Here is a 13,596-nt window from a genome sequence, read left to right on the forward strand (position 1 = left end):
GTGTAAAGGTCCTGGTCGACCCGTGATCCTTAGCATCCTCGCAACCGTGGCGGTGCTGACGGCCATCGCCGTCATCGTGGCCGCCCTGGTGTTCGCCGAGACCGTCCTGGTGTATGTGGCACTGGGACTGGCGGGCGTCAGCGTTCTCCTCCTACTGGGGGCGCTGCTCCAGGGAAGGTCCGGCGGCGGGGGCAGACCGGATCGGACGGACGGTTTGGGGAAGGCGTCCGTCCCCGTCATGGCCGCCACCGCGGCATCGGCGGTGCCCATCGCACACGTGGAGTCGGAGAACCCCGGGCGCGTACCCGCACCGGCCTCCGAGCCGGTGCGGGAGCCCCGTGTCCCGGAGCGGCCCGCCTGGCCGACTCCGGTCGCGGAGGACGCCGGTCACGGAGAACCCGAGTACGACGTCCCCCGCTGGCAGACCCCCACGGCCCACGACTGGCCGGAACCGGATACGGCGGCGCACGACGCCGCCCCCTCCGCTCCCCACTCCGGACCGACCCCCTCCTGGGCGTCCTCCGAGGAGGAGCGGCCGCTCCGCGCCCCGGCGCCCTGGGAGAGCGGAGCCGACGCCGCCGACACCGCCGCGAGGGCGGAGTGGGACGAGCCGAGCGGTACCACCGCCGAGGACGGACCCGACACGGGGGACGGGACCGGCGAGCGCACCGCCGCCTCCGGCCCAGCCTTCACCTATGACATTCCCGGCCGCACGCCCCCGGCCGATGACGGCCCCTCCGCCGAGGACCGCCCCCCGTTCGGGGAGGACGCGGTCGGGGAGGACATCGACGACGCGCCCTTCACGGACGCCCCCGACGAGCACGGCGGTCGGGAGCGGGGCGGCTCCGCGTTCGCCTCCGAAGAGCCCTTCGCCTACAGCATCCCCCGTCCGGCGCAGGCCGTGGAGGAGAACTTCCCCGGGAACGGGGACGACGACTCCGGGAGCGCAGACCGGGACGCGGCCTCCTCCGCCCGCGACGTCCCCGGGGACGGGGACCGGGACAGCGACGGGGACGGCACTCAGGGGACCGGCACCTCGGACAGGGCCCCGTTCGCCTACGACATCCCCGGACGGTCGGCCGCTGAGGGAGCCGTCGAGGAGGACGCCTTCGCGGAGGACGGCGACGACGGGGACCGGCCCGACGAGGAGGAGAGCGGGGCCTTCGCCTACGACGTTCCCGGAGCCTCCTCCGCCGAGGACGCCTCCTCGCCCGGTGACGGCTCCCGGGCCGCGCGGGACGCGGTGGAGGAGGACATCGACGACGCGCCCTCCGCGGACGCCCCCGAGAGGAGTGACGCGGGGGAGCCCGGCGAGGACACGGCCGCCGCCGGGACCCCTGAGCCCGACGAGGCGTCCGTGCCCGCCGCTGACCACGAGGACGCCCGGGACACCGCGGAGGCGCGCGCCGCGGAGCGTCCGGAGGAAGCGGACGAGGACTCCGAGCCCGCCGCCGACCGGGAGGACGCCCTGGAGGCGCACGCCACGGAGCAGGCCCCGAGTGAGCCCGGGGCGGACGGGGGCGGCCCGGAGACGGCTGTCCTCCCGGTGGTCTCCGGGGAGCCGGAGGACGGACACGCTCCCGGCTCGGAGACGGCCGTCCTCCCGGTGATCTCCGCGGACTCCGAGCCGGAGGAGGAGCGAGCCCCCGACGGCGACCCCGATGACGCCGGGACCGACGAGGTGGCGGACAGCACCGGGGACGGCGCCCGGACCGACGACGAGGCCGACGAGCGCGCCGCGGACGGGGACTCCGGTGACGGGCGGGACGCCAGCAGCGGCGCCTTCTCCTACCGCGTCCCCAGCGGCGGGGACGAGGATGAGGACGGTGCGCGGGCCGGAGACGTCCCGGCCGCAGCCGAGCCCGACCACGGGGACACCGGGGAGGCCGACTCCGCCGCCCGTGCGGAACGCCCCGCCGACGGTGCCGAGGACGGTCCGGACGAGGACGGGGCGCGGGACACCGCCGACCGCGCCCCCCACGACGACGCCTCCGACACCAAGCGCTGAGACCCGGCGAGGGCGCCGCTCGGAGGAGCGGCGCCCTCGCGCGTTGACGGCCGGATCCGGCGTCCACCGGTCACCGGGCGTGCGGCGGCGTTCCCGCGCGTCACCCAGTGTCGGTGCGGACCGGGACTGGCCGGATCACAACGGTGCGTCGCCCCCGCGCGCTGAACGCCCTCCCAGGGCCGGGGAGGGCGACCACGGACCTCAGCGGCGGACCGGCCCCCAGCGGTGCCGAACGGTGTCGTGTGCGCGGCTCGACCATCCGGACGCCCGGCGGCCACCGCGGCCCGCGCCCCCGCCGCCGTGGAACGGAAAGCGGCCCGGCCCGTCCGCGGGAGGCGGACGGACCGGGCCGCTCCGGCCGCGGCCTCCGGTCAGGCCTTGCGGAACCCGAAGGTCACACCGAACTCCTCCGAGGAGGCGGTGTGCAGCTCCCGGCCCGGCTCACCGGCGACGAACGAGTCGGCGAGCACCTCGGCGGCGATCGCCTGGCCGTGCTCGGCGAGCGCCAGCTCGGTCGCCTCGTCCGTGACCGTCCACCACACCTCGATGCGGTCCGACACCTCCAGCCCGCTCCGCTTGCGGGCTTCCTGGAGCATCCGGACCATCTCGCGGGCGAGACCCGCGCGGCGCAGCTCCGGCGTGAGCTCCAGGTCCAGGGCGACGGTCTCACCCGACTCCGAGGCCACCGCCCAGCCCTCGCGGGGCTGCTCGGTCACCAGCAGCTCGTCGGCGCTCACCTCCACCGGCTCGTCCTCGACGTGCACCCGCGCCCAGCCGGTGGCGCGCACCTGCCGCACCAGTTCGGCCGGGTCTGCGGCCTGGACGGCCTTGGCCACCAGCGGGGTGCGCTTGGCGAACCGCTTGCCCAGCGCACGGAAGTTCGGCTTCACGGTGAAGTCCACCAGGTCGCCGCCCACCGAGGACAGCGAGTCCAGCGAGGCCACGTTCAGCTCGTCCGCGATCTGGCCGCGCAGCTGCTCGGGCAGGTCCGCGAAGCCCGGGGCGCCCACCAGGGCGCGGGCCAGCGGCTGGCGGGTGCGCACGGCCGAGTCCACCCGGGCGGAGCGGCCCAGCTCCACCAGACGGCGGGTCAGCGCCATGTTCCGGGACAGCTCGGGGTCGATCAGGTCCTCGCGCACCTCGGGCCAGGAGGCCAGGTGCACCGAGTCCGGGGCGCCCGGGCGGCGCAGCGCCGACCACACGTGGTCGGTCAGGAACGGCACGATCGGCGCCATCAGCAGGGTGACGGTCTCCAGGGCCTCGAAGAGCGTCGCGAACGCCGCGGTGCCCTCGGGGGTGGCGGCCCCGCCCCAGAACCGGCGGCGGGAACGGCGCACGTACCAGTTGGACACGTCGTCCACGAACGCGGTCAGGCGGCGCCCGGCGGCCGTGGTGTCGAAGGTGTCCATCGCCTCGGTGACGTCGCGGACGACCTCGTTGAGCTCCGAGAGCAGCCACCGGTCCAGCAGCGGCCGGTCCTGCGGCGCGGGCGCCGAGTCCAGCAGCGAGTGGTCCCAGCCCTCACCGGCGTTCGCGTACAGGGTGAAGAACGACACGGTGCTGTGGTAGGTCAGCAGCACCTTGCGGACGATCTCCTCCAGGGCGGCGTGGCCCACCCGGCGGGCGGTCCACGGCGAGCCGCTGGCCAGCATGAACCAGCGCAGGGCGTCCGCGCCGTGCCGGTCCATCACCGCGATGGGCTCCATGACGTTGCCCAGGTGCTTGCTCATCTTGCGTCCGTCCTCGGCGAGGATGTGGCCGAGCACGACCACGTTCTCGAACGAGTTGCGGCCGAACACCAGGGTGCTCACCGCCAGCAGCGAGTAGAACCAGCCGCGGGTCTGGTCGATGGCCTCGGAGATGTACTGCGCCGGGAAGTTCTCCCGGAAGGTCTCCTCGTTCTGGTGCGGGGCGCCCCACTGGGCGAAGGGCATGGACCCGGAGTCGAACCAGGCGTCGATGACCTCGGGGACGCGGCGGGCCACCCGCTCCTCCTCGGGCAGGGAGGGGTCGGCGTCCGGGTCGGGGATGACGATGTCGTCGACGTAGGGGCGGTGCGGATCCAGGGAGGACAGGTCCCGCCCGCTGAGGCGGCCCAGCTCCTCCAGGGAGCCCACGCAGATCTGGCGCCCGTCGGGGAACTCCCAGATCGGCAGCGGGGTGCCCCAGTAGCGGTTGCGCGAGAGTGCCCAGTCGACGTTGCCGCGCAGCCACTCGCCGAAACGGCCCTCCTTGACGTTCTCGGGCACCCAGTGGGTGGCCTGGTTCTGCGTGATGAGCTCGTCCTTGACCGCGGTGGTGCGGATGTACCAGGACGGCACCGCGTAGTACAGCAGCGCCGTGTGGCAGCGCCAGCAGTGCGGGTAGGAGTGCTCGTAGCTGACGTGGCGGAAGAGCAGGCCGCGGTCGCGCAGGTCGCGCACCAGCGTCTTGTCGGCCTCCTTGAAGAACACCCCGCCCACCAGCGGCAGGTCGGCCTCGAAGGTGCCGTCGGGGCGGACCGGGTTGACCACGGGCAGCCCGTAGGCGCGGCACACCACCATGTCGTCGGCGCCGAAGGCGGGCGACTGGTGCACCAGGCCGGTGCCGTCCTCGACCGTGACGTAGTCGGCGAGCACGACGTAGTGGGCGGGCTCGTCGAAGGGCACCAGGTCGAAGGGGCGCTCGTAGGTCCAGCGCTCCATCTCGTCGCCTTCGAAGCTCTCGCCGGTGAGCTCCCAGCCCTCGCCGAGGACCTTCTCGAACAGCGGACGCGCCACGACCAGGCGCTCCTGGCCGTCGGTGGCCACCACGTACTCCACGTCCGGGTGCACGGCCACGGCGGTGTTGGAGACCAGCGTCCAGGGGGTGGTCGTCCACACCAGCAGCGAGGTGGGGTGCTCGGCGGCGGCCAGCGGGCCCGAGGTCACCGGGAAGCGCACGTACACCGACGGGTCGGTGACGGTCTCGTACCCCTGGGCGAGCTCGTGGTCGGACAGCGTGGTGCCGCAGCGCGGGCAGTAGGGGCTGATCCGGTAGTCGCGGACCAGCAGCCCCTTGTCCCAGATCTGCTTGAGCGCCCACCAGACCGACTCCACGTACTGGGGGTCCATGGTGCGGTAGGCGTCGTCCATGTTCACCCAGTAGCCCATGCGCTCGGTCATGGAGGTGAAGGCGTCCACGTTGCGCAGGACGGACTCGCGGCAGCGGTCGTTGAACTCGGCGATGCCGAAGGACTCGATGTCCTTCTTGCCGGACAGGCCCAGCTCCTTCTCCACGGCGACCTCGACGGGCAGGCCGTGGCAGTCCCAGCCCGCCTTGCGGTCCACGTGGTAGCCGCGCATGGTGCGAAAGCGCGGGAAGACGTCCTTGAAGGCGCGGGCCTCGACGTGGTGCACGCCGGGCTGGCCGTTCGCGGTGGGCGGGCCCTCGTAGAAGACCCAGTTGGGGCCGCCGCGGGTCTGGTCGAGCGAGCGCTGGAAGACGTTCTCCTTCGACCAGCGGCCGAGGATCTCGCGCTCCATGGCGGGCAGGTCGATCTGCGCGGGCAGCTGGGGCAGCGCGCGGGATTCGGGCCGGGGGTCGTTGGCCACCGTCGTACCTTTCCATCAGGTGTGTTCCTGACGGAGGGACGAGGCGTGCGGCCCCGCGGTACCACCCTCCTTGGACCGCGGCCGTGCCGCTGGGCGGCGGGCGGCGGATCCCTCTTCGTTGCGCTGTGCCGGTTCTACTGGGACGCGGCGCGTCCGTTCCTCCGGCGGCTCCGGGGTGATCTTCGCGCTGGTCGTGCCCCCGGGCTCGCACCGCCCCCGGGTCGCTTGGACGGTCCAGCCGTTCTAGGCTGTTGCGCGTCCGGTCGGGGCCAGCGCTACTCGTCCCCATCGACACCTGAGGTCAGGATAACGCAGCGGGGAGGGCCCCGCCGCTCGTTCGGGGGAGGGCCGCCGTGGCTGAGGACGTCCGGGGCGCCGTGCTGGTGACGATGGCGGACCGCGAGGACGCCGAGGAGTTGGCCGACCAGCTCCTGGAGCAGGGGTACGAACCGTGCCTGGTGCACCGCGACATGCTCGCGGGCGAGGACGACGCCGAGGACGTGGACTGGGTGATCGAGGTGCACACCGGGCCGCACGGCGGTCCGGCGGTGTTCGACGAACCCCACCTGGCGGTCCTGGCCGAGGACTACGGCGGTTTCGCGTTCGCGGAGTGAGGTGCGCGACTCCCGCCCGTGAGGTGGGCGGGTCCGACGGAGCGCGTGGGCTGGTCGGGCTGAGCGGAGCCCGTGGTTCTCGCGGGACGGGCGGACCGGGCGGGACGGGCGGAGCGCGCTGGTCCGGCGGGTTCAGCGGATCGCGTGCGCTGAACGGGTCCCGTGTGCTGGCCGGAAAACCGGTTGGGCGCGGGCCGGTGGAAGCGCGAGGATACGTCCCATGCTGATACGTACCGCCGTGCCCGAGGACGGTCCTGCCGTCGCCGACGTGGAGGTCCGCTCCTGGCGGGCCGCCTACCCGGGAATCGTCCCGCAGGACTACCTCGACGCCATGGACGCCGCGGAGCGGGGCGCCCGGTGGTCGGACTGGATCGCCGGAGCCGCCCGGCCGGGAGCGGAGCTGCTGCTCGCCGAGGACGGCGCGGGGGTGGTGGCCTTCGCCTGTTTCGCCCCCGTCGAGGAGGGCGGGGAGGGGGCGGGCGGCACCGCCGGGCCGTGCGAGCTGGAGGCCTTCTTCTCCGTCCCCGAGACGTGGGGGAGCGGGGTCAACCGGCGGCTGATCGCCGACGTGCACCGGGCCGTCGCCGGGGCGGGGTACGGCGAGGCCGTCCTGTGGGTGCTCCGGGACAACCCGCGCGCCCGGCGCTTCTACGCGGCGCACGGCTGGGAGGCCGACGGGGCGGTCACCGAGGAGGGGCCCCTCAACGGCGCGGTCCTGCCCCGCCTGCGCTACCGGCGGGGGTTCTGACCGGGACCGGTCGGTGCGCGGCCTCGCGGACTCCGCGCCCCCGGGACGAACGACGCCCCCACCCCGTGCCGGGAGCGTCCGGGCAGGTCGGAGCCGTGACCGGGAGGAAGGCGCGTCGCCCCGGATCTTTGCCTTGCCCGGGCGGATTGCCTAGGCTGCCGGCACCACTCGCGGTACCGCCCAGGGGGGAGAGTCCGCGCTCCGGCGGACTCCGGGACCGGTGCCGAGCCGTCTGGAGGGATTGCGATGAAGGCCACCGACGCCGCCCGGCTGCCGGTCCTGCCGGGGGAGGACCCCTGGACGGCGGGGGAGCTCGCCGAGGTCCGCGGGCGACTGGAGGAGGAGGCCGCCGCGGCGAAGCGGGAGCTCGGGCAGGTCGAGGCCGAGTTCACCGAGCTGCTGGAGGACCCCGTGGAGGGGGCCGGGGACGACAGCGCGGACGCCGGGGCCAGGGCCTTCCAGCGCGAACAGGATCTGGCGTTGGCCTACAATACTCGTGACCTGCTCGCCGAGGGCGAGCGGGCGATCGAACGGATGGACGCGGGGACCTACGGGGTCTGCGGCTCATGCGGGCAGGCCATCGGGAAGGCGCGCCTTCAGGCCTTCCCGCGCGCGACCCTGTGCGTCACCTGCAAACAGCGCGAGGAGCGTCGCTGACTGAGGTAGAGCCCTCCGGGGACAGGAACATGACCACGACCGACAAGACGGGCGCGCGTCCGCGCAGGTACCTTCTCCTGCTGCTCGTCGCGCTCGCCGCGATCGGCGTCGACTTCCTCACCAAGGAGTGGGTCCTGGCGACCTTCGCCGAGGGCGAGTACCTCGACGTCATCGGCGACTTCGTCCAGTTCACCCTGGTGTTCAACACGGGCGCCGCCTTCTCCATGGGCACCGACTTCACGTGGGTGTTCACCTGCATCGCCAGCATCGTGGTCCTCGTCATCGGCTACATGGGTCTGCGGGTGCGCAGCGTGTGGTGGGGTGTGACGCTCGGACTGATGATGGGCGGCGCCGCCGGGAACCTGGTGGACCGCTTCTTCCGCGACCCGGCCCCCTTCCACGGCGCGGTCGTCGACTTCATCAGCGTGGGGACCTTCCCGGTCTTCAACATCGCCGACTCCTGCGTGGTGGTGGGCGCCTGCCTGGTGGTGGCGCTGACCTTCAAGGGACTCAACCTGGACGGGACCTTCATCGAGGACGACCGCGACACCAAGAAGGCCTCGGCCGAGGGCGGAGAGAACGCCGGAGGCGCCGGTGGGACCGGTGCCGCCGGAGACGACAGGACCGGAGGGAGGGACCAGTGAGCGACGTTCGAAGCCTGCCCGTGCCCGACGGGCTGGAGGGCGACCGGCTCGACTCGGCCATCGCCCGGATGTTCGGCCTGTCCCGTACCCGCGCCGCCGAGATCATCGGTGACGGCGGCGTCCTGGTCGACGGCTCCGAGGCGGCCAAGTCCGACCGCGTCAGCGCGGGGGCCTGGCTGGAGGTCACCCTCCCGCCGCCGCCCACCGCTCCCGTGCCGCGTCCCGAGGCCGTGCCGGGCATGCGGATCGTGCACGAGGACACCGACATCATCGTGGTGGACAAGCCGGTCGGCGTGGTCGCCCACCCGACCGTGGGCTGGACCGGTCCCAGCGTCCTGGAGGGCCTTCTGGCCTCCGGAGTGCAGGTGGCCACCAGCGGCGCCGCCGAGCGCCAGGGCATCGTGCACCGGCTGGACGCCAACACCACCGGCCTGATGGTGGTCGCCAAGAGCGAGACCGCCTACAGCGTGCTCAAGCGGGCGTTCAAGGAGCGCACCGTGGACAAGCACTACCACACGCTCGTCCAGGGGCACCCGGATCCACTCCGGGGCACCGTGGACGCGCCGATCGACCGCCACCCGGCGGGCGACGGACGCTGGGCCGTGGTCGCGGGCGGGCGCCCGTCGGTGACGCACTACGACACGCAGGAGGCCTTCCGGGCCGCGAGCCTGCTGGAGATCAAGCTGGAGACGGGCCGCACCCACCAGATCCGGGTGCACATGTCGGCCCTGCGCCACCCGTGCGTGGGCGACATGCTCTACGGCGCCGACCCGACCCTGGCCGAGCGGCTGGGCGTGCGCCGCCAGTGGCTGCACGCGGTGCGCCTGGGCTTCGACCACCCCACCGAGCACCGCCCGGTGGAGTTCTCCAGTCCCTACCCGGACGACCTCGCCGCCGCCGTCGAAACGCTGCGCGAGGACTGACCGACCGGCTCCCGGGTCGGGCCGTCGGGATCCGGCGGCCCGACCCGATCCGTCCACAGGCGCGGATGAGGGCTTGCCGTGCGTGCGCGGGGCGAACGACACTGGGATCGGGGGGAAGCCCCGCCCCCTGGGGGCGCGCGGCGCCCCCGGTTCTCAGTCTGACACCGGGCTTCGGCCCCGGCCAGGGCCTTCCCGGACCTGTGGACGGCTGGCCTGCGGGAGGCCCCGGTCACCTCCTCCGCGCGGACGGGACCACGTACCGGGTACGGATCACCCCTTGGCACAGGGCGGCGCCCAGGATGATGACCACCGCGCCCAGCGGCTGGTTCCAGCTCAGGGTCTCGTCCAGCAGCACGACTCCGGCGGCGATCGCCACCACCGGCGCCACGTAGGTGACCGTGGTCGCCACGGTCGCCCCGGCCTCGCGCACCACCGCGTACTGGAGGATGTAGGCCACACCGGTGCCGAAGACGCCCAGGGTGCTCACCGCCGCCACCACCTGCCACGTCACGCCCGTGGGCATCTCGGTGAACAGCGGGACCAGGACCACCAGCGGCACCGAGCCCAGCAGCAGTTGCAGAGTGCTCAGTTCCAGGGCGCCGTGGGAGCTGCCCGCCACGAACCGGCGCAGGTAGGGCGTTCCGATCCCGTAGCAGACGGTGGCTCCCACGACGAACAGCATGCCCAGCACGGCGTCGCCGTCGCTGACGGTCACCTCGTCCAGCGACCTCCACACCCCGAACACGGTGAGCACACCCAGGAAGCCGATGCCCAGGCCCAGGACCCGGTCGCGGTCGGGCCGCTCGTCGGAGAGCAGCAGCATCGAGAACACCACGCCGAACAGGGGCGTCGAGGCGTTCACGATGCCCATGAGCGCGGACGGGATGAGCTGGGCGGCGTACCCGAACAGGGTGAAGGGGACGGTGTTGAGCAGCAGCGCCGCCACGAACATGTGCCCCCACAGGCGTGGTGAGCGCGGCAGCCGGCCGCCCCGCAGCAGCAGGACGGCGAGCAGGGGCAGCGCTCCGGTGGCCATGCGCCCGAGCGAGAGCTGCACGGGGGAGAGCACCTCGGCCCCGATCTTGATGAACAGGAAGCTCATGCCCCAGATCAGGGAGAGCAGGACGAACTTGGCCCGCCAGTCGGAGAGCGCGCGGCGCGGGCTGCCGGGCGGGGCGGACACGGGGGAGACAGCGGAGGCAGCGGACATGGGACGTTTCTATCCCCGAACGATGTGTTAGGTCTACTTCGTATTGCTTAAGTCGGACCTTAGGCTTGCTTACATGCTCAGCGTCGACCGACTCCGGGTCCTGCACACCATCGCGGCCCACGGCTCCCTCAGCGCCGCCGCCGAAGCCCTCCACGTCACCAACTCGGCCGTCTCCCAGCAGCTCACCAAACTCGAACGCGAGGTCGGACAGCCCCTCGTCGAGCGCAACGGCCGGGGCGTGCGCCTCACCGACGCGGCCGAACTCCTGGTCGAGCACACCGCCAGGATCCTGTCCATGGTCCAGCGCGCCGAGGCCGATCTGGAGGCGCACCGCGACGACGTCACCGGACACCTGCGCCTGTCCGCCACCCCCACCGCCGTCCGGGGCCTCCTGCCGCACGCGCTCTCCTCCCTGCGCGAGGCCCACCCCGGTCTGCGGGTGGAGCTGCACGAGGAGGAGCCGCACGAGAGCGTGCCCGCCATGGCCCGCGGGGACGCCGACCTGGCCATGGTCGTCGACTGGATCGGAGCGCCGCTGAACCTGCCCAGCGGCATGAGCCGCGCCCCGCTCATGGAGGACGTCGGCGACATCGCCCTGCCCGCCGACCACCCCCTGGCCCATCGAGAGATCCTCGCACCGGAGGAGATCCTCGACCTGCCCTGGATCAGCTGGTCGCGCGGGTCGATCTGCGACGACTGGCTGCACGGCCTGATCCGGGCGCACGGCGGCGAACCCAACGTCATCCACAACGTGGAGGAGCACCAGACCAAGCTGGCGCTCATCGCCGCCGGGATCGGCGCCGCCGTCATGCCCCGCCTGGGATGCGGACCCCTGCCGGAGGGGGTGCGGGTGGTGCCCGTGCAGCCCGCGCTGGTGCGCCAGGTGTACGTGTTCTGGCGCACCGACGCCTCCCGTCGTCCGGGCATCCGCGCCACCGTGCGCGCCCTGCGCGAGGCGGCCGCCGCCTACGCCGCCTGAGTGCTCAGCCCCCTTCCCGGAAAGGTTCGGGTCCGATGAAGGGGCACGGGCACCGTGCCGCCCGAGGCGGCCGGTACGGCGCCCGTGCATCCGTGCACGCCGGGGGCAGGGCGCGTCCGCAAGGCTTCGCCCGAGCGCTCCGGCAACGACCGGTGGCGCGGTGGTGACCGCTTGATCGGACGCGACCGCTGCCCCGGAGTCTGCCAGTGGCCCGGTTGCCCGTTGACCTGGTAGCCCGCGGCCCCGGTCACCCGTCGGGCCGGTGGCGACCGGTGGCCTAGAGACGACGGCGTTCCGGTGGGCCGGTGGTGCGGACGGCCCCGCGGGGCGGCGACCCCCAGCCGTGCGGCGGTACCGGCTCAACCGTTCAGCAGGCCCGACAGGGTGGCGCCCGGGCTGATCACCTCCGGGTCCGTCCGCACGTCCACCAGGGTGGGCAGATCCGCCCCCACGGCCTCCGCCAGCGCCTTCTCCAACTCCTCACGCGTGTGCGCGGTCGCGCCCCTGGCGCCCAGGGACCGGGCGTACCCGGCCAGGTCCAGCGGTCCGCTGATCCGGGTTCCGGCGATCCTCCCCAGTTCCCGGGCCTGGTGCATGGCGATCGTGCCGTACAGGCCGTTCTGGAACACCACCACGGTGACCGGCGCGTCCATCCGCACCGCGGTCTCCAGCTCCTGCCCGGTCATCAGGGCGCCGCCGTCACCGGCCACCGCCACCACCGTCCGGTCCGGGGCGGCGATCTTGGCCGCCACCGCGGCGGGCACGGCGTAGCCCATGGCGCCGCTGGTCGGCGCCAGCTGGGTGCGCGGGTGCCGGAACCACCAGCCCCGGTGCAGGAAGGAGGCGAAGTTTCCCGCGTCGTTGGTGATCAGCGCGTCCTCGGGCAGCGCCGCGCGCATCCCCGCGACCACCGCCCACGGATGGAGCCGGGAACCGGTGTGCCCGGCGGCCTCGGGGGGCACCGTCGCGGTGTCCACCCACACCCGGCGGGCCGAACTCCAGTCGCGGTAGGGCGCCTGGACCGGCGCCCCGGCGAGTTCGCGCAGCGCCTCCCCGGCGTCGGCGACCGCGCCGAACCACAGGTCGGTACCGGCCCCGAGCTGCCCCGGATCGATGTCGATCTGCGCGACCCGGACGCGTCCGCCGCGTTCGGGCAACCGGTACCCCTGGGTGGTGGTCTCGCTCATCCGGCAGCCGACCACCAGGACCGCGTCGGCCTCCGCCAGGGCGTTGAGCACCGGCGGAGAACAGCCCAGCCCCAGGTGCCCCAGGTACAGCGGGTGGTCGTTGGGGAACACGTCCTGGCGCCGCCAGGCGGCGTACACGCCCGTGTTGAAGCGTTCGGCGACCCGGATCAGGTCCTCCCGGGCCGCGCGGGCGCCACCGCCCGCGACGATCACCGGGCGCACCGCCCTGGCCAGCCAGGTCGCCAGCCGGTCCCTGGCCTCCGTGCCCAGGACCGGGCGCGGGACCACGGGCGGTCCGGGCGGGTCCTGGGGGCCCACGCGCTGGCCGAACAGGTCGCCGGGCACCGCGATGGCGACCGGGCCGGGCCTGCCGGTGGTGGCGACGCGGACCGCCTTCGCGGTGACCTCCGCGAGCCGGTCGGCCCGGTGCACGGTGGTGGACCACTTGGTGATGGGCGTGTAGAAGGCGGTGAGGTCCACCTCCTGGAAGGCCTCTCTGCCCAGGTGCTCGGTCTCGGCCTGTCCGAGGAACACGATCATCGGCGTCGAGTCCTGCATGGCGGTGTGCACGCCCACCGCCAGGTTGGACGCTCCCGGCCCCCGGGTGGCCGCGGCCACGGCGGGGACGCCGGTGAGCTTGGCCTCGGCCTCGGCCATGAACCCGGCGCCGTTCTCGTGCCGGGTGGAGACCAGCTGCATGCGCGGGTGCTGGTCGATCGCGTCGGCGAGCTCCAGGAAGCTCTCACCGGGGACGGTGTAGCACCGTCTGATCCCGGCCGCGGCCAGCACCCCCACCACCGCGTGCGCGGCGGTGTCGGTGGGCGGGCTGGGGCGTTCTGCTGCGCCTGTGGCCATGGGGGCGGGGTCCTTCCATCGTCGCAAGGTCCACTCGGCGCGTCCGAACGGTCCAGACCGGGGGCCTGGCGCGTCCGGGCGCGTGCGGCCGGTGGTGACCGGCCGCTGCCGTTTCGAGCCTCGTGGGCTCCGCGGCGTCCCGGATGCTGCCACCCGGGGGCCGCCGTCCCGGGCCGCCGCTGTCCGGCGCCCGAGTGGG

General features: G+C 73.7%; 10 protein-coding genes. 7 read left to right on the forward strand and 3 right to left on the reverse strand.

All coding sequences use genetic code 11. The features are described from left to right. Positions 1 to 46 precede the first annotated feature (46 nt). Positions 47 to 2,008, forward strand: coding sequence for an AAA family ATPase (locus tag UIS43_RS26300; protein ID WP_126625047.1), 1,962 nt, complete (start codon positions 47 to 49; stop codon positions 2,006 to 2,008). A 371-nt stretch (positions 2,009 to 2,379) separates the two neighbouring features. On the opposite strand, the gene ileS is transcribed toward UIS43_RS26300, so the two are convergent. Continuing rightward, positions 2,380 to 5,580, reverse strand: a complete 3,201-nt coding sequence (gene ileS, locus UIS43_RS26305; protein WP_370011987.1) for an isoleucine--tRNA ligase — start codon at positions 5,578 to 5,580, stop codon at positions 2,380 to 2,382. 353 nt (positions 5,581 to 5,933) lie between these two features. Between ileS and UIS43_RS26310 the strand changes: the two genes are divergently transcribed. The 5 genes from UIS43_RS26310 (at position 5,934) to UIS43_RS26330 (ending at position 9,166) form a co-directional block, all read left to right on the forward strand. Beyond that, positions 5,934 to 6,194: a hypothetical protein gene (locus tag UIS43_RS26310; RefSeq protein WP_370011988.1), complete on the forward strand. Its 261-nt coding sequence runs from the start codon at positions 5,934 to 5,936 to the stop codon at positions 6,192 to 6,194. 220 nt (positions 6,195 to 6,414) lie between these two features. Further along, positions 6,415 to 6,942 (forward strand): GNAT family N-acetyltransferase, encoded by a 528-nt coding sequence (locus UIS43_RS26315; RefSeq protein WP_013151960.1) that lies wholly within the window; start codon positions 6,415 to 6,417, stop codon positions 6,940 to 6,942. 246 nt (positions 6,943 to 7,188) lie between these two features. Further along, positions 7,189 to 7,599 (forward strand): TraR/DksA C4-type zinc finger protein, encoded by a 411-nt coding sequence (locus UIS43_RS26320; RefSeq protein ID WP_013151961.1) that lies wholly within the window; start codon positions 7,189 to 7,191, stop codon positions 7,597 to 7,599. A 29-nt stretch (positions 7,600 to 7,628) separates the two neighbouring features. Beyond that, positions 7,629 to 8,243 (forward strand): signal peptidase II, encoded by a 615-nt coding sequence (gene lspA / locus UIS43_RS26325; protein ID WP_013151962.1) that lies wholly within the window; start codon positions 7,629 to 7,631, stop codon positions 8,241 to 8,243. Then, positions 8,240 to 9,166, forward strand: a complete 927-nt coding sequence (locus UIS43_RS26330; RefSeq protein WP_013151963.1) for an RluA family pseudouridine synthase — start codon at positions 8,240 to 8,242, stop codon at positions 9,164 to 9,166. Before lspA ends, UIS43_RS26330 begins: the two co-directional genes overlap by 4 nt. Before the next feature lie 229 nt (positions 9,167 to 9,395). Here UIS43_RS26330 and UIS43_RS26335 read toward each other — a convergent pair whose 3' ends face one another. After that, complete coding sequence (locus tag UIS43_RS26335; protein WP_013151964.1) at positions 9,396 to 10,376, reverse strand: DMT family transporter; 981 nt, start codon at positions 10,374 to 10,376, stop codon at positions 9,396 to 9,398. Between the two features lie 73 nt (positions 10,377 to 10,449). On the opposite strand from UIS43_RS26335, the gene UIS43_RS26340 reads away from it, so the two are divergent. Next, positions 10,450 to 11,355: a LysR family transcriptional regulator gene (locus tag UIS43_RS26340; protein ID WP_013151965.1), complete on the forward strand. Its 906-nt coding sequence runs from the start codon at positions 10,450 to 10,452 to the stop codon at positions 11,353 to 11,355. A gap of 359 nt (positions 11,356 to 11,714) precedes the next feature. On the opposite strand, the gene UIS43_RS26345 is transcribed toward UIS43_RS26340, so the two are convergent. Further along, the gene (locus tag UIS43_RS26345) at positions 11,715 to 13,397 is read right to left on the reverse strand and encodes a thiamine pyrophosphate-dependent enzyme (RefSeq protein ID WP_013151966.1); all 1,683 of its coding nucleotides are present in this window, start codon (positions 13,395 to 13,397) and stop codon (positions 11,715 to 11,717) included. Between the last annotated feature and the right edge of the window lie 199 nt (positions 13,398 to 13,596).

The organism is Nocardiopsis sp. LDBS0036 (assembly GCF_041228755.1).
In the GTDB taxonomy this organism is placed as follows: Bacteria; Actinomycetota; Actinomycetes; order Streptosporangiales; family Streptosporangiaceae; genus Nocardiopsis; species Nocardiopsis dassonvillei.